Origin of the sequence: Pseudomonas sp. Tn43 (assembly GCF_014192635.1) — a bacterium.
In the GTDB taxonomy this organism is placed as follows: domain Bacteria; phylum Pseudomonadota; class Gammaproteobacteria; order Pseudomonadales; family Pseudomonadaceae; genus Aquipseudomonas.
Window position 1 is genome coordinate 243,818 of record NZ_JACHYG010000003.1, and the last position, 16,110, is coordinate 259,927.

A 16,110-nucleotide genomic window follows, 5' to 3' on the forward strand; every position below is an offset into this window, starting at 1 on the left:
ACTAGGCATAGCAGCAGGCGTTAAACCGCCACCAGGCGCACGCTGGCACCTTCACCGACGCCCAGGGCTTCGGCCGCTTCAAGATCCAGGGTGACGGGTTTGCCCGGCGCGTAATCGAGCTCAAGCAAAACGGCGCGGTAATCCTGCAACTGGGCATTGGCCACCAGATATTGACGACCTGCGCCTTTGACCGGCTCGCCAATTTTCACCGGCACGACACGGCTCTGGGCGATCGAACGGATCCCCGAGACGCGGGCATGCAGCGTCGGGCCACCGTCGAAAATGTCGATGTAGTGATCGGTCTCGAAGCCTTCACGCATCAGGATGTCGAAGGTGATCTGTGCCCGTGGGTGCACCTGGCCCATCGCCTCTTGAGCGGAGTCCGGCAGCAACGGCACGTAGATCGGGTAATGCGGCATCAGTTCGGCCAGGAAGGTGCGGCTTTTCAGGCCACACAGACGCTCGGCTTCGGCGTAGTTGAGGTCGAAGAAGTTGCGACCGATGGCATCCCAGAACGGCGAGTCGCCATTTTCGTCGCTGTAACCGACGATCTCGGTCACCACCGAATCGGCAAAGCGCTCCGGATGGCTGGCCACGAACAACAGGCGACCACGGGAATTGAGCTCAGCCCAAGGCGAACCCACCAGCTCCGGCTTCACGTAGAAACTGGTCAGCAAGCTGTTGCCGGTCAGGTCGTGGCACTGGGAGAGCACGTGGATCTTGTTGTGAATCTTCAGCTCGCGGGAGGCATGCACAAAAGTTTCGTTACGAAAGCTGTAGAACGGCTCGGAATAACCGGCCGAGGCAACGATGGCCGAACAGCCGACCAGCTTGCCGGTGGCCGTGTCTTCGAGGACGAAGAAATAGCTTTCTTCACCGTTGAAGCTGACTTCGGCGGCGAACGAGGCTTCGCTTGCGGCGATCTTGTCGCTCAGGCGTTCAACGTCATCCGGCAAGGAAGTGACACCAATCGGGCTGTCCGCAGCCAGACGCTGTACCTCGCCCAGATCAGCCATTTGTGCGGGGCGCATCACCAGCATGGTGTCACTCCTTTCTCGAAAAATTCACAGAAGAAAATATCCGGGCCGCCCTTGAGGAGACTGTGGGAGCGAGCTTGTGTGGCGAGGGGGCTTGCCCCCGTTGGGGTGCGAAGCGCCCCTGAAACCAGTCGCCACGATCTTGGATCAGAAGGTGGTGACCGGTTTACGATTGCTTCGCAACCGAACGGGGGCAAGCCCCCTCGCCACAACAAGCCGCTCCCACATTGGTTTGGCCCGGCACAAAAAATTGGGTTCGACGCCTGAAATCATCAGGCGTCGAGGGGTCTATCAGGCTTGCGTCAGCTTGGCCACGGCGCGTTCGAAACGGTCCAGGCCAGCATCGATATCGGCGTCTTCAACCACCAGGCTTGGGGCGAAACGAATCACGTCCGGGCCGGCTTGCAGAATCATCAGGCCTTCACGCTCGGCGGCGTTGAAGATGTCTTTGGCCTTGCCTTTCCAGGCATCGCTCAGCACGCAACCGAGCAGCAGGCCCAGACCGCGAACTTCAGTGAAGAGGCCATATTTCTCGCCGATCTGCTCAAGACGGGTCTTGAACTTGTCGTGCTTGGCACTGACGCCATTCAGCACTTGGGGCGTGTTGATCACATCGATCACCGCCTCAGCGACCGCACACGCCAGCGGGTTGCCGCCATACGTGGTGCCGTGGGTGCCGACGACCAGGTGTTTGGCCAGGTCTTCGGTGGTCAGCATCGCTGCGATCGGAAAACCGCCGCCCAGGCTCTTGGCGCTGGTCAGGATGTCCGGGGTCACGCCGTAATGCTGGTAGGCGAACAGCTTGCCGCTGCGGCCCATGCCGGTCTGAACTTCGTCGAACACCAGCAGCGCGTTATGCGCATCGCACAGTTCACGCGCACCTTGCAGGTAAGACAACTCGGCTGGCAGTACGCCGCCTTCGCCCTGGATCGGCTCCAGAACCACCGCGCAGGTCTTGTCGGAAACAGCCGCTTTCAGCGCAGCCAGATCGTTGTAAGGCACGTGGGTGATGCCGGTGATCTTCGGACCGAAGCCGTCGGAGTACTTCGACTGGCCACCGACGTTCACGGTGAACAGGGTACGGCCGTGGAAGCTGTTGAGCGCGGCAACGATTTCGTACTTCTCGGTACCGAAACGGTCATGGGCCACGCGACGGGCCAGCTTGAAAGCGGCCTCGTTGGCTTCGGCGCCAGAGTTGCAGAAGAACACGCGCTCGGCAAAAGTGGCGTCGACCAGCTTATGAGCCAGACGCAAGGCCGGCTCATTGGTGAACACGTTGGACACGTGCCACAGCTTGTTCGCTTGCTCGGTCAATGCAGTGACCAGCGCCGGATGCGCATGGCCCAATACGTTAACGGCAATCCCGCCGGCGAAGTCGATCAGCTCGCGGCCAGACTGGTCCCAAACACGGGAACCGGCACCACGCACAGGAATGAAAGCGGCTGGCGCGTAGTTGGGAACCATTACCTGGTCAAAATCGGCGCGTTCTACCGCAGCGTGCTCAACGGACATCGGAGTCTCCTGAAGAGGAACACTCGCCTGGAACTGGCGAGCGATGAGGGGATTGTAAGGACAGTTTTCAGCCCGGCCTTGCCGCCAAGCGACAACTTCTTATAGCGCAAACACAGGTTTTGCCCGGGTTTACGGCAATGCGACAAATACCGTCGCAAAGGCGCAGTTTAAACTGCCTGCAGGGTTTGCGGCAGGCTGCGAGGATCTTACTCATCCGGATTTTACGGTGGCGGTATATATGTACCGCACGTCGTCGGCGCTCAGGGTGTTTTCTGAGGTCTTCTTAACGCCAACGGCAACCTTCATGAGCCTGACCAACGAAAATCCGGACGCTCTCCATCTCGATCCGATGCCACCCTTTAACAGGGACACCCATTACCAGCATTTGATGAGCGTCATCCCCCGCTGGCTGACGCAGGCGACTGCGCAAAAGCGCGAAGCCTTGAGCAAGGCAAAACCACGTTTGCCGGCCGGCCTCGACAGCGCGTCCCGCAGCCAGCACGCCGAATTACGCGAACTCAATGCCTTGCACTGGCAAGCACAGAATCGCGTTGACCAGTCCCTGGCCAAGTTGAAAAATGCCAGCGACTTTGCCGAACCATTGCTGGTTGCAGCGCTGAAAAAGCGCTTCGGCCTGGTGCTGGACGTCCGTCAAACTTTTTTGCGTCTTTATATTCCCGCCCATATCCCCTGGTTGCGGCTGAAGTCGGGCGCGGCGCGCATCTGGACGGTGTCGCTGCTGGACGCCGCGCTGCACAACTTCGAAAGCAGCGAGACCGAGGGCGACGCCTTTGAGGCCGCCTCGACCTACATCAGTGCGCCCTCCCCTGCGGGACAGTTCAATGAGCTGCCGCACGTCCGGCTAAAAATGCCCATCGCGGCATTCACTCAGCTGTGCCGGGAACTGGATATTGGCGAACACTACAAAACCTACCTCGAAGAAAACCTGGGCATCAGCAACCCGGTGGTCGCGGCGATCCTGCAAGCCAGAGTCCGCGATAGCCAGAAAACGGCCCTCGACACCGCCCTGCAAATGGCCTACATGCAAAACCGGCTTGGCGGCGATGCCCATCGCCTGATCCTTGGTTTACTCGACGGCCTGCAGCATTTACGCCTGCACGGACAGACATGGGGCTGTCATGAACTGACCATCATGAACGCGCGCCTGACTGGCATCGTGCTGTTTTCCCCGGACCTGGAACGGGCGCATGCAGCGGCCCGAGTGGTGGCCTATATCCCCGACGACCCCGAACACCCGATCAAGGAATATCCCTCCAGCGGCGCCTTCGCCCAAGACCTGACCCAGCGCTTGCGCAATCATGACTATCAACAGTTCTTCAGTCGCTTTATCGACCATGAGGATCGCGGGCACTTCTTCGCTCAGTTGAACAACCGTCTCACCCCCATCACCTGGCAACCGCTTCAACCTGGCGATCCACGCCCCACCTGGAGAGAAACTCCCGCCCGACGGGTAAATCTGCAAATGGCGGCAACGCCGATAAAAGCGGAGCTATGGACTCATCTCTATCAGCGCAAGCTCGACAAGCTTCTCAACGATGCACGTGTTGTCGCGGTATCGACGGCGACCGTCGACCAGAAAGCGCGCTGGGCGCTATGGGATTCGTTCAGTGAAATCGCCTCGGCCCTGATCAATATCGTCTCCTTCGTCGCCCTGCCGTTCGTGCCATTTCTCGGCGAGTTGATGCTGGCCTACATGGCCTACCAGTTACTCGATGAAACCTTCGAAGGCATTCTCGACTGGGCGCAAGGCCTGACCGTTGAAGCCTTCGAGCACTTCATGGGGGTGGTCGAGTCGGCCGTGCAACTGGGCACATTTGCGGCCGGAGGTGTTATTGCTGCGGGGGAGTTCCGTGCGGTTCTGCCCCGGGAAATCGTGCAATTCATCGACCGTTTCAATCCGGTACAGACGCCCACCGGCGCCACCCGCTACTGGAACCCCGACTTGACCCCTTACGAACAACCCCTCGCGCTTCCTGACGACATCAAGCCCGATGAACTCGGGCTACACCATTACGCGGGCAAAACCCTGCTGACCCTGGAAAACAAACACTACAGCGCGTCCCTGGATCCGGTGAGCGGCGAGTATCGCATCGAACACCCGACTCGCCCGCAAACCTACAAACCCGCGCTGAAGCACAATGGCAAAGGCGCTTGGCAAACCGAGGTCGACCAGCCGCTGAGCTGGGACCAGGCCACGGTGTTGCGCCGTATCGGCCCCGAAATGCAACGGTTTTCACCGTCAATGCGCGAACGCATGCTCAGCATCAGCCACTGCCATGAGAATGCCCTGCGCAAAATGCATGTGAATACCGGACAGCTGCCGCCATTGCTGGCCGACACGCTCAAACGCTTCAAGATCGATCAAGACCTCCAGACCTTTATCGATCTGATCGGCAGCGCACAGCCGATTGACTACCTGAAGGCCGACCCCATCGCACAACTGGAACTGCTGTGTGACTACAACTACTGGCCGGCTGACAAAGGATTGCGTCTGGTCGACGCAACGCGAACCCTTTGGGAGCGCAGCACCGCCCACCAAACCGTGGTGCAGATCAATCAAACGCAACTGAGCAACGGTGACCTGATCAGAACGCTATTCCTCAAGCTTGGGGAAAGCGAAACCAGAACACTGCTGGGTGAACATTTCGGCACGCCGGCTCCAAGCCTCGATACCCGCGCCCGCACTTTACGCGCGACACTGAAAGCGCTCGCCGAGAGTAAACGGGAAATTCTCTTCGACAATCGATACCGCAAGCTCGAACGCGCCACTTCCCCGCTGGTGCAAAAACTCATTGAAGCCGAACCCGGCTTGCCGACCAGCGTGGCGCAAGCGCTGCTGCAAACGGCCAGCGACCAAGAGCTGCAACAACTGGAGCGCGGCAACTTATCCAAACGCCTGGCACTGCTCACCCGTGAAGCCCGATTGCAAGTCAGGGTGACCAGGGCCTACGAAGGCTTGGAGCTCCGCTCAACCGCCAACAACCCCGACACCGATCGCCTGGCTCTGCACACCTTGAAGCAACTGCCTGGCTGGTCAGGACAATTGCGCCTGGAGATTCGCGAATACGTCCATGGTGGACGCTTGCTCGACCATGTCGGCAATGCCGATGCGCCGATCCGCAAAGTGCTCGTTCTCAATGCGGATGGCGATTACCAGGCCTTTGACGATAACGGCCTTGAGCTCAGCGGCACGAGCACGTTTTATCTGGAGCTATTGCAGGCGCTACCGGACAGCGAGCGCTCGGCACTCGGCATCCACATTGGCGAAGGCGAAAAACTCAAACAGCTGATTCGCAGCCATGCCCTGAACCGCGATGAACTGCGTTCGGTATTGGCGCAACATCCGCTGTTGAAACCCAGCTACGGCCCGACTGTCATGCGTTTGCTCGGTGGCGCGGATGGCTACCATCGCGCGCCGTACGCTACGCCAACCTTGCAGGCCCGCGCCCATCAGCTGTTCCCCCAGCTATCGCGCGAAGCACTGCACGCCTTTGTCGAACGCTTGCAACAGCATCCGACCGGCCCGCGGGCAGAGCTGACCCGGCTCATGGCCGAATACGCGCGACTGCGCAATGACCTGCACCTGTGGCGTGACGAAATCCCGCTGTTGATGCCGGACACCCAGATAAGAATCCCCCCAGAACAATTCAGCATCCAGCAGCGAAATCGCCGAGACCTGGCACAAGAATTACTCGACTGCTGGCGACAACAAGCCTCACCGCCCGACGGCGAGGATCACAGTGTCGACTTCCGCTTCTCCCAACCGATACTGGGCGAGCTGCCAGCCCTCAGCGCGGGCTTCGACCACGTGACAAACCTGTCGCTGGACGGCCATATCGCCACACGAGGTGTCCACGAATTCATACGCGGATTCCACGGCTTGCGTCGTCTGGCCTTGCGCGGTTTGCGCCTCAATCGCTTGCCGCAGGCCATTGAGCAATGGCCGAACCTCAATGAACTGATTCTGAGCGACTGCGCCATCACCCTGACGCAACAAAGCCATGCGACCCTGTCGGCCCTGGATAAACTGGTAATTCTGGACTTGTACAAAAACCCGCTGGGAATGATCCCTAATGTCGAAAATTTGCCGCACCTGAACTACATCGACGTCTCGGCCACCGGCATTTCCAGATTCCCCTCCGGTTTACTGACTCGGCCACACCTTCGAACCGCCCTGCTCAACGACAACCGCATTCAGGAGCTGCCCGAGGCACTTTTCAATCTTCCCAACGCTACCCGGGAAGGCTTCGATCTCGGCGCAAATCCGCTTTCAGTCATTGCCCGAGAACGCATAAAAATCCATTTCGGCCGCACGCGCCAGGACTTCGCAGTGTTTGCCGAACAGGCTGATATCGATCGGGTGCAAGCGCTGTACCCAGGCATGGATCAGGAGGAAGCCAGTGAATTAATCTATTTGCTGCCCGGCACGCTGGCCGACGGCAAAGTGGCGATCACGCGCCTGGAAAGCGAATTCAACACCCTCAGCAACGACCTCTCAGCCTGGACCGCAGATGTACCGGCGGTGCATCCGGTGAGCGGCGCCCCTTTTACCGCGCAGGAGTTGCTCAGCGAGCATTCGATCCGGGATGAATTCAAACGGATTGTGGAACGTTGCTGGCGCCGGCAAACCACTCTGGATGATTTCAATCAGCAGCTCCTGCCCACCTATGAGCTGAGCCTGCCCACCATTATTACCGGTAACTTGCCGACGCTGCGGGCCGACTTCAGTCACGTCTCGCTGCTGTATTTGCACAGCGTTGATGGGCTGTCCTCTGGGGCCGAGCGTTTTCTGGAGAGCTTTCCTCGCCTCAAGGGGCTGACCCTCGTTAACTACCGACAGCAGCATTTTCCCGAAGCGATTTTCAGGATGGGCGATCTGACCGCCTTGTCGATGACCGATTGCCAACTCACCCTGACGGCACACAGTGCCTTGGAACTGGCACAGATGGAGTGGCTTGATTATCTGGACCTGAGCGACAACCCGCTGGGGGCCCCGCCAGACGTGAGTCAGATGTCCCGCCTCACGACCCTGCTGCTGAACAACACCGGCATCACTGAATTGCCGCCAGGTTTGTTGCAACTCAACTCCCTGAACACTGTGGATCTCAGCGCAAACGCAATCATCCATATACCCGCCGAGATTCGGGAATTGCCACGGGAGATTGGCGAAGGCATCAATCTGAGAAGCAATCCGTTGTCAGAGGAAAGCCTGCAAATGCTGATCGATTATTTCAGGCAGACAGGTATTTACTTCGGCGTCGATGCGGTCATTGATCAAGCGGAAATGGAAGTGTCATCGTCCGAAGGCTCTGACGTCGATGAGTGATCGACGCCAGATTCAACGACTGATCAACCGCGTTCGGATGGCACCGACGACAACTCGAACGGGCTGCTGCTGCGCCGCTGGTTGCGATCTTCCCGCGGCGTGGCGCCGAAGAAGTTGCGGTAGGCGCTGGAGAAATGCGGCCCCGAAGAGAAGCCACATGACAGGCCGATCTGGATGATCGACTTGCTGGTTTGCATCAACATCTGCCGAGCCTTGTTCAGGCGCAATTCCAGATAGTACTGGCTCGGCACGCGGTTGAGGTATTGCTTGAAGATGCGCTCCAGCTGCCGACGCGATACGCACACGTGTTGGGCGATTTCGTCGGTGGTCAGCGGCTCTTCGATGTTGGCTTCCATCAGCAACACCGCCTGGGTGAGCTTCGGATGACTGGAGCCCAAGCGGTTCTGCAGCGGAATGCGCTGGCGTTCGCCGCCTTCCCGGATGCGTTCGACCACCAGTTCTTCCGACACCGCACCGGCCAGTTCGGCGCCGTGATCGCGGGCCAGCACCGCCAGCAACAGGTCAAGCACCGACAGGCCGCCGCACGCGGTCAGGCGATCACGGTCCCAGTCGAACAGGTGGCTGGTGGCAATCACCTTCGGGAAACGCTCGGCGAAATCGTCCTGCCAACGCCAATGCACGGCCGCGCGATATCCGTCGAGCAAACCCAACTGCGCCAACGGGTAAACACCGGCCGACAAGCCGCCGATTACACAACCGGCGCGCACCAGTTGTTTCAGCCCACTGCTGAGTGCCGGCGCAAGCGAGGTCGGCGGCTCATCGGCGAGCAGGAACAGTTTCTGGAAGTTTTCGAGCTTGCCGGCCCAGGGTTCACCTGGCAATTGCCAGGCGCCTTCGGTCGATGGTTCGGCCTGCAAGAACGACAGTTCGTAAACGACGTCCGGGTGCACACGCTGGGCAACACGCAAGGCCTCCTCAGCCAGCGCAAGCGTCAGAGCTTTTGTGCTGGGCCAAATCAGGAAACCAATTCGATGGGCAGTCATGGCGGGCAATCCGAAGCAAAGAACAGAATGAAGGCTTGGGCCAAGGCTAGCCTGTAAATGAACACAAATCTTGAAACCGATGGAGATCAAATTGTAGGAGCTGGCCTGCCAGCGATGGCGGTGTGTCTGTGCCACAGATGCAAACTGACCCACCGCTATCGCTGGCAGGCCAGCTCCCACAGGGATCGGGGCCGGCCTCTAAATCGCGAAGCATGCACAATCGCGGTGCATAACGACAGTCCTGATTATTTCAAGCTGCCGGACAAAAATTGCTGCAAACGCTCGGACTGCGGATTGACCAGCACTTCGCGCGGGTTGCCGCTTTCCTCGACCACGCCTTTGTGCAAGAACACCAGCTGATTCGACACTTCACGGGCAAAGCCCATTTCGTGCGTCACCACCACCATGGTCCGGCCTTCCTGCGCCAGGGCCTGCATGACTTTCAGCACGTCGCCGACCAACTCAGGGTCCAGGGCCGAGGTCGGCTCGTCGAACAACATCACCTCAGGCTCCATCGCCAGCGCCCGGGCAATCGCCACACGCTGCTGCTCGCCGCCGGACATGTGGCCCGGGTAAGCGTCTTTGCGATGGGCAACACCGACCTTGTTCAGGTAATGCTCGGCCTTTTCGCGGGCTTCGCTCTTGGATATGCCGAGCACGTGGACCGGCGCTTCCATGATGTTTTCCATCGCGGTCATGTGCGACCACAGGTTGAAATGCTGGAACACCATCGACAGGCGCGAACGCATGCGTTGCAGCTGTTTCGGGTCGGCGGCTTTCAGCGCGCCGTCCTTGTTGGCGACCAGTTTCAGCTCTTCGTTGTTGAGCAGAATCTTGCCCGCGTGCGGCTGCTCGAGCAGGTTGATGCAGCGCAAGAAAGTACTTTTGCCGGAGCCACTGGAGCCGATGATGCTGATCACATCGCCAGCCGCCGCTTTCAGGGACACGCCCTTGAGCACTTCGTGACTGCCATAGCGTTTATGCAGGTCTTGGACTTCAAGTTTGTACATGCGGTCGGTTCTCACAAAAACAGTCAGTCAGTCGTTGAGCAAGCGCCCGTGACGCAGCGCTTCGCGCCCCGCCACCTTGGCCAGCCAGAAACCGGGTTGGGCATAACGCAGCCGTTCAATGGCAAACAGCACCCCGGACGTACCAGCACACACCGTGCTGACCCGATCCGATAACGGATCGATCACTTCAAAAATCTCGTCGCCCGCCTCAACCCACTCACCGGGTTTACGCAGAAAACTCACCACGCCCGGATGCGGCGCGAACAGCAATTCAGTGCCTTCGAACGGCAGGCCTTCGCAAGCATCTTGCGCAGGTTTTGGCCATTCGCCGCTGATCAAGCCTTGTTCCGCGAGGAACGCCAGAATGCCTTCGGCGCAAGCCACCGCCTCTTCGCGACCGGTATCGGATTGACCACCCAGCTCGATGGTCGTTGCCAGGCAGGCCAGTGGAATCCGGGCATCCGGAAACAGACGCGACAGACGCAGCCATGGCAGCGAACAGGCTTCATCAAAGGAGCTGCCGCCGGAATCCTCCGCCAACAGCCCGACCTTGACGTTCAAGTGTGCGGCCAGCGAACGCCATTGCGGCCAGTGTTGCGGCAAGGCATACATGTGCAGCGCCGCTTCACAATCGCAATGCAGATCCAGCACCACGTCGGCGGTGCAGGCATGACTGAGCAAGATGCGCTGCATGCCTTGCAACTGACTCGCGGCCGGCGGCAAGGCAGCCAGCACATCGCTCATGGTTTCACGGATCAAACGGATATTGGCGTGAGGATCGTCACCCAGATGCCCTTGCAGCTCAGCGGCCACGGGCTCGCTCAGCTCGACGAAATCGCGGTTGAAATTCTTGCCGCTACCCGCCTCGAATCGCCCTTGATGATTACCCTGAAGCAGTTGACCCAGGCCCAGCGGATTAGCCACTGGCACCAGTTCGATCACACCGTTCAGCAAGCCCTGGGCTTCGAGTTCGGTCAGGCGTTTTTTCAGTTCCCAGGCCGTGCGCATCCCCGGCAGTTCATCGGCGTGCAGGCTGGCCTGGATGTAGGCCTTGCGCTCGCCAGCGCCGAAGCGGAACACCGAAATCCGGCGCTCGCTGCCCAGGTGACTCCACGGCAAAACATGATCGATACGTTCCATATCAGTGCTTCCGCGGGGCCAGATAGCCCAGCCAGCGCAGCTCGGCCATTTTGAACAGGCGCACCAGAATGAAGGTCAGGCACAGGTAGAACAGGCCGGCGGTGATGTAGGCTTCGAACGGCAAGTAGAACTGAGCGTTGACCGTACGCGCTGCACCGGTGATGTCGATCAGGGTCACGATGGACGCCAGACTGGTGGTCTGCAGCATCATGATCACTTCGTTGCTGTACTGCGGCAGTGCCCGGCGCAGGGCCGATGGCAGCAGGATCCGCTTGTACATTTTGACCCGCGACATGCCCATGGCCTTGGCCGCTTCGATCTCGCCGTTCGGCGTGGCGCGCAGGCTGCCGGCGATGATTTCAGCGGTGTAGGCGCTGGTATTGATAGCGAAGGCCAGGCACGCACAGAACGTGGCACTGGACAACCATGGCCAGAGGAAGCTTTCACGTACCGTTTCGAATTGCGCCAGGCCGTAGTAGATCAAAAACAGCTGCACCAGCATCGGCGTGCCGCGGATCACGTAAGTGAACAGCCAGGCACTCATATTCACCACCGGCTGCTTGGAGACGCGCATCAGCCCCAGCGGCAGCGCCGCCAACAGACCGAAGAACAGCGACAGTGCGAGCAATTTCAGGGTGGTCACCAGACCGCCGAGGTACAGCGGCAAGGCCTCCCAAATGACGTTGTAGTCGAAGATCATAGATCAGCCGCCCTTACGCCTACCGAGTAGCGCTTCTCAAGGTGACGCAATGCCAGCAACGAGACGCTGGTAATCACCAGGTACATCGCCGCCACTGCGAGGAAGAAGGTGAAAGGCTCGCGGGTAGCATCTGCCGCCTGCTTGGCCTTGAACATCATGTCTTGCAGACCGACTACCGAAATCAGCGCGGTCGCCTTGGTCAACACCAGCCAGTTGTTGGTGAAACCCGGAATCGCCAGACGAATCATCTGCGGCACCAACACCCGGAAGAACACCTGAAAACTGCTCATGCCATACGCCATGCCGGCTTCTGCCTGCCCCTTCGGGATTGCCATGAAGGCACCACGGAAAGTTTCCGACAGGTACGCACCGAAGATGAAACCCAGGGTGCCGATACCGGCGGCCAGCGGATTCAGGTCGATGTAATCGTCATAACCGAGCATCGGCGCGACACGGTTGAGCAAGTCCTGGCCGCCATAGAAAATCAGCAGGATCAGTACCAGATCGGGAATACCGCGGATCACCGTGGAGTACAGGTCGCCCAGCCAGGCCAGCCAGCGTATCGGGGACAGACGCAGCGCAACGCCGATCAGCCCCAGAACAATGGCCAGGACCATGGACGACAAGGCGAGCTGAAGCGTCAGCCATGCGCCATCGAGGATGACAGCCCCGTAGCCTTTCAACATGATTCAGGTCCTCGAAAGTTGGGATGAAAAAATGGCGCAAACCTCAGAGATCCTGTTGCTTGCGCCATTTCGCAGGTGTTGCGGGGACGATTACTTGCCGTAGATATCGAAGGCGAAGTATTTGTCCTGGATTTGCTTGTACTTGCCGTTCTCGCGAATGGCCGCGATCGCGGTGTTGATCTTGTCTTTCAGCGCGTCGCCCTTGCGAACTGCGATACCCACGCCGTCGCCGAAGTATTTGACGTCGGTGAAGGCCGGGCCAACGAAGGCGAAACCTTTGCCAGCGTCGGTTTTCAGGAAGCCGTCATCCAGCAGGGTAGCGTCTGCCACGGTGCCGTCGAGGCGACCGGCAGCCACGTCGAGGTAGATTTCGTTCTGCGAACCGTAAGGCTTGATCTCGGCACCCAGCGGGGCCAGGACTTCGCGGGCGAAACGCTCGTGGATCGAACCACGTTGCACGCCAATGTTCTTGCCCTTCAACTCAGCCAGGTTTTCGCTGACCTGAGTGCCGGCCTTCATGACCAGGCGAGCCGGGGTGTTGTAGTACTTGTTGGTGAAGTCCACAGACTTCTTGCGGTCTTCGGTGATGGACATGGACGACAGGATCGCATCGATCTTGCGCACTTTGAGTGCCGGGATCAGGCCGTCGAACTCTTGCTCGACCCACACGCACTTGACCTTCATCTCCTCGCACAGGGCATTGCCGATGTCGTAGTCAAAACCCACGATGCTGCCATCCGGCGCTTTGGAGGCGAACGGAGGGTAAGCTGCTTCGATACCGATTTTTACGGGCTTGTCATCGGCGAAGGTCGGCAGGGACAGCACGGACAGCGCCAGGGCGCCAAGCAGCACAAGTTTCTTCATCTTGGGACTCCATCGGTAAAGGGCAAAACGGCAGAGTGAGCAACAGCCCAATATGCGAATGGGTTAAACCGCAAAGCGGTGCTGCGTCCTAGGAACCATGCGCTGATTTCAACACAGGCAACGACGAGCGAGTGATCGGCATTCTAACGACAGGCCCGAAGCCGATATTTCTTCAATGCGACAACAAATTACAGATGCACCGAGAAAGCCGCTTGAGCGCATTGACAGCCTTGCAATTTCATGCAAGAGCAAAAGACAGTGAACCGATCTATATTGCAAATTGCGGGCCTATTATTGGCAAACCCTTCTAATCCGGCAAGCGCAGCGTGGCGTCTTATTTTTCCGGCCGGATTGAAGGGCCCTGAAACGGGGCGTTGCGTTTCCCAATGCCTCGTTATTGGACGAGCGGTTACACATTAAGTTACTTGAAGCGGGATGGGTAACAGTGGGAATGGGCCTACGGCGGATACCGATAATTATTGGCACTCCCGCTGATCATTCCCGCGCTCCGCGTGGGAATGCATCCCGTGACGCTCTGCGTCACAGCGTCAACGGCGGACGCGGAGCGTCCATGGCGGCATTCCCACGCAGAGTATGGGAACGATCAATACGAAAAAACCCCACCAGGCTCAACACCTGGTGGGGTTTCGATGACTCAGGAATCGGCGCTTACGCGACGTTCATGGTCTTGTGCGTATCAATCAGATGCTGCACCACACCCGGATCGGCCAGGGTCGAAATATCCCCCAACCCATCGTATTCGGCCGTCGCAATCTTGCGCAGAATCCGGCGCATGATCTTGCCCGAACGGGTTTTCGGCAGGCCCGGCGCCCACTGGATCACATCCGGCGAAGCAATCGGACCGATCTCCTTGCGCACCCAGTTTTTCAACTCCAGACGCAATTGCTCGGTCGGCTCTTCGCCAGCATTCAAGGTGACGTAAACATAAATGCCCTGCCCCTTGATGTCATGCGGCACACCGACCACCGCCGCTTCGGCGACTTTCGGGTGCGCGACCATCGCGCTTTCGATCTCGGCGGTGCCCATGCGGTGGCCGGATACGTTGAGCACGTCATCCACGCGACCGGTGATCCAGTAATAACCGTCCGCATCGCGACGCGCACCGTCACCGGTGAAATACATGCCACGGAACGTCTTGAAGTAGGTGTCAACGAAGCGGTCATGGTCGCCAAACAGCGTACGCGCCTGGCCTGGCCACGAATCGAGAATCACCAGGTTACCCTCGGCCTCGCCTTCGACGATGTTGCCCAGGTTATCCACCAGCGCTGGCACCACGCCGAAGAACGGACGCGCCGCAGAACCCGGCTTGAGGGCGTGAGCGCCCGGCAACGGGCTCATCATGTTGCCGCCGGTTTCGGTCTGCCACCAGGTATCGACGATCGGGCAACGAGACTTGCCGACATTCTTGTAGTACCAGTCCCAGGCTTCCGGGTTGATCGGCTCGCCCACCGAACCCAACAGGCGCAGGCTGCTGCCATCGGCGCCTTCAACGGCGGCGGTGCCCGAGGCCATCATCGCGCGGATCGCGGTCGGTGCGGTGTAAAGGATGTTGACCTTGTGCTTGTCGACGATCTTCGCCACCCGGGTGATGTCCGGGTAGTTCGGCACGCCTTCGAACAGCAGCGTGGTCGCGCCGTTGGCCAGCGGTCCGTAGACGATATATGAGTGACCAGTGACCCAGCCGACGTCGGCGGTGCACCAGTAAATTTCGCCCGGACGATAATCGAACACACGCTCGTGGGTCATCGCCGCATACAGCAGGTAACCGCCGGTGGTGTGCTGCACGCCCTTCGGCTTGCCGGTGGAACCGGAGGTGTAAAGGATGAACAGCGCTTCTTCAGCGCCCATCTCTTTGGGTGCACACACGGTGCCCGCCACTTTCATCAGGTCCTCGAACCAGATGTCGCGGTGCTGGTTCCACTTGATGTCGCCACCCGTACGCTTGCACACGATGACTTTCTGGATGCTGCTTGTTTCCGGGTTGGTCAGCGCGTCGTCGACGTTGGCCTTCAGCGGAATCTTTTTGCCAGCTCGTACGCCTTCGTCAGCGGTGATCACCACTTTGGATTTGCAGTCGATGATGCGGCCGGCCAGGGCTTCTGGCGAGAAACCGCCGAACACCACCGAGTGAATTGCGCCGATCCGGGCGCAGGCCAGCATGGCGACCACAGCTTCGGGGATCATCGGCATATAGATCGTCACCACGTCGCCGCGATGCACATCCTGGCCGCGCAAGGCGTTGGCGAACTTGCAGACTTGTTCGTGCAGCTCGCGGTAGGTGATGTTGCGGCTTTCGGCCGGGTCATCCCCTTCCCAAATGATCGCGATTTGATCGCCGCGTTCGGCCAGATGACGGTCGAGGCAATTGTAGGAAACGTTCAGCGTGCCGTCGGCGAACCATTTGATGTCGACGTGGTGATCGTCGAAGGACGTCTGCTTCACCGTGGTGAAAGGCTTGATCCAGTCCAGGCGCTTGGCTTGTTCACGCCAGAAGCCGTCCGGGTTGACGACCGACTGCTGGTACATGGCCTTATAGGTGGCCTCGTCAGTCAGCGTGTTGGCTAGAACCTCGGGACGAACGGGATACAAAGAAGCCGCACTCATCTTTCTTACCTCGGTGGAATAGTTGTTTTTGTATGGCTTCAGTTGTAGCCGGGCCGGGCCTATAGAACCATTCGACGATGGTAGTAACAAGCCCCTACAAATTATCGTGGATACCCCGAAACCCCACTTCTACGCCTATTCCAGACAATGCCGGAACGCGACCTGTAGCAGCTGGCGAAGCCTGC

10 protein-coding genes are annotated in these 16,110 nt (G+C 59.2%); 1 reads left to right on the top strand and 9 read right to left on the bottom strand.

All coding sequences use genetic code 11. From position 1 onward, the window contains the following. Nucleotides 1–20: 20 nt before the first annotated feature. On the bottom strand, nt 21–1,040 hold the full coding sequence (aruF, locus tag FHW68_RS09635) for an arginine/ornithine succinyltransferase subunit alpha (RefSeq protein ID WP_095634598.1): 1,020 nt from the start codon (nt 1,038–1,040) through the stop codon (nt 21–23). A gap of 288 nt (nt 1,041–1,328) precedes the next feature. Then, nucleotides 1,329–2,549 (bottom strand): aspartate aminotransferase family protein, encoded by a 1,221-nt coding sequence (locus FHW68_RS09640; protein ID WP_095634597.1) that lies wholly within the window; start codon nt 2,547–2,549, stop codon nt 1,329–1,331. A 304-nt stretch (nt 2,550–2,853) separates the two neighbouring features. On the opposite strand from FHW68_RS09640, the gene FHW68_RS09645 reads away from it, so the two are divergent. After that, nucleotides 2,854–7,896, top strand: coding sequence for a dermonecrotic toxin domain-containing protein (locus tag FHW68_RS09645; RefSeq protein ID WP_311655370.1), 5,043 nt, complete (start codon nt 2,854–2,856; stop codon nt 7,894–7,896). A gap of 23 nt (nt 7,897–7,919) precedes the next feature. Here the strand turns inward: FHW68_RS09645 and FHW68_RS09650 are convergent, their stop codons facing one another. The 7 genes from FHW68_RS09650 to acs form a co-directional block, all read right to left on the bottom strand. After that, the gene (locus FHW68_RS09650; protein WP_095634595.1) at nt 7,920–8,900 is read right to left on the bottom strand and encodes a GlxA family transcriptional regulator; all 981 of its coding nucleotides are present in this window, start codon (nt 8,898–8,900) and stop codon (nt 7,920–7,922) included. A gap of 245 nt (nt 8,901–9,145) precedes the next feature. After that, a complete protein-coding gene (locus tag FHW68_RS09655) occupies nt 9,146–9,910 on the bottom strand; it encodes an ABC transporter ATP-binding protein (protein WP_095634594.1) in 765 nt (254 codons plus the stop codon). A gap of 27 nt (nt 9,911–9,937) precedes the next feature. Further along, complete coding sequence (locus FHW68_RS09660) at nt 9,938–11,050, bottom strand: M14 family metallopeptidase (protein ID WP_095634593.1); 1,113 nt, start codon at nt 11,048–11,050, stop codon at nt 9,938–9,940. A 1-nt stretch (nt 11,051) separates the two neighbouring features. Beyond that, nucleotides 11,052–11,750, bottom strand: coding sequence for an ABC transporter permease (locus FHW68_RS09665; RefSeq protein WP_183680143.1), 699 nt, complete (start codon nt 11,748–11,750; stop codon nt 11,052–11,054). Beyond that, the gene (locus FHW68_RS09670; protein ID WP_007904805.1) at nt 11,747–12,436 is read right to left on the bottom strand and encodes an ABC transporter permease; all 690 of its coding nucleotides are present in this window, start codon (nt 12,434–12,436) and stop codon (nt 11,747–11,749) included. Before FHW68_RS09670 ends, FHW68_RS09665 begins: the two co-directional genes overlap by 4 nt. Before the next feature lie 90 nt (nt 12,437–12,526). After that, nucleotides 12,527–13,300: an ABC transporter substrate-binding protein gene (locus FHW68_RS09675; protein WP_008009943.1), complete on the bottom strand. Its 774-nt coding sequence runs from the start codon at nt 13,298–13,300 to the stop codon at nt 12,527–12,529. A gap of 669 nt (nt 13,301–13,969) precedes the next feature. Next, complete coding sequence (acs, locus tag FHW68_RS09680) at nt 13,970–15,925, bottom strand: acetate--CoA ligase (protein ID WP_095634591.1); 1,956 nt, start codon at nt 15,923–15,925, stop codon at nt 13,970–13,972. Nucleotides 15,926–16,110: the final 185 nt, after the last annotated feature.

What these genes read in the sequence shown, in the direction of transcription:
- aruF (WP_095634598.1), bottom strand. Translation starts at nt 1,040, where the DNA reads ATGCTGGTGATGCGCCCCGCACAAATGGCTGATCTGGGCGAGGTACAG.
- FHW68_RS09640 (WP_095634597.1), bottom strand. Translation starts at nt 2,549, where the DNA reads ATGTCCGTTGAGCACGCTGCGGTAGAACGCGCCGATTTTGACCAGGTA.
- FHW68_RS09645 (WP_311655370.1), top strand. Translation starts at nt 2,854, where the DNA reads ATGAGCCTGACCAACGAAAATCCGGACGCTCTCCATCTCGATCCGATG.
- FHW68_RS09650 (WP_095634595.1), bottom strand. Translation starts at nt 8,900, where the DNA reads ATGACTGCCCATCGAATTGGTTTCCTGATTTGGCCCAGCACAAAAGCT.
- FHW68_RS09655 (WP_095634594.1), bottom strand. Translation starts at nt 9,910, where the DNA reads ATGTACAAACTTGAAGTCCAAGACCTGCATAAACGCTATGGCAGTCAC.
- FHW68_RS09660 (WP_095634593.1), bottom strand. Translation starts at nt 11,050, where the DNA reads ATGGAACGTATCGATCATGTTTTGCCGTGGAGTCACCTGGGCAGCGAG.
- FHW68_RS09665 (WP_183680143.1), bottom strand. Translation starts at nt 11,750, where the DNA reads ATGATCTTCGACTACAACGTCATTTGGGAGGCCTTGCCGCTGTACCTC.
- FHW68_RS09670 (WP_007904805.1), bottom strand. Translation starts at nt 12,436, where the DNA reads ATGTTGAAAGGCTACGGGGCTGTCATCCTCGATGGCGCATGGCTGACG.
- FHW68_RS09675 (WP_008009943.1), bottom strand. Translation starts at nt 13,300, where the DNA reads ATGAAGAAACTTGTGCTGCTTGGCGCCCTGGCGCTGTCCGTGCTGTCC.
- acs (WP_095634591.1), bottom strand. Translation starts at nt 15,925, where the DNA reads ATGAGTGCGGCTTCTTTGTATCCCGTTCGTCCCGAGGTTCTAGCCAAC.